At 53.7% G+C, this 255-nt stretch carries 1 rRNA gene; it reads right to left on the bottom strand.

Annotation, left to right across the window (positions count from 1 at the left end):
* Window positions 1–255, bottom strand: a 23S ribosomal RNA gene (locus tag ACN6NE_RS31260); the annotation flags it as partial.

Below are 255 nucleotides of genomic sequence, written 5' to 3'. Positions count from 1 at the left end.
ATTCTCTCCTCGCCTACCTGTGTCGGTTTGCGGTACGGGCACCTCCCGCCTCGCTAGAGGCTTTTCTTGGCAGTGTGGAATCAGGAACTTCGGTACTATAATTCCCTCGTCATCACAGCTCAGCCTTTATGATGAGCGGATTTGCCTACTCATCAGCCTAACTGCTTGAACGCGCATATCCAGCAGCGCGCTTACCCTATCCTACTGCGTCCCCCCATTACTCAAACGGCGGGGAGGTGGTACAGGAATATCAAC

The sequence above is a fragment of the Priestia sp. 53B2 genome (genome assembly GCF_056099005.1).
This window is presented reverse-complemented; position numbering and strand designations above follow the sequence as displayed.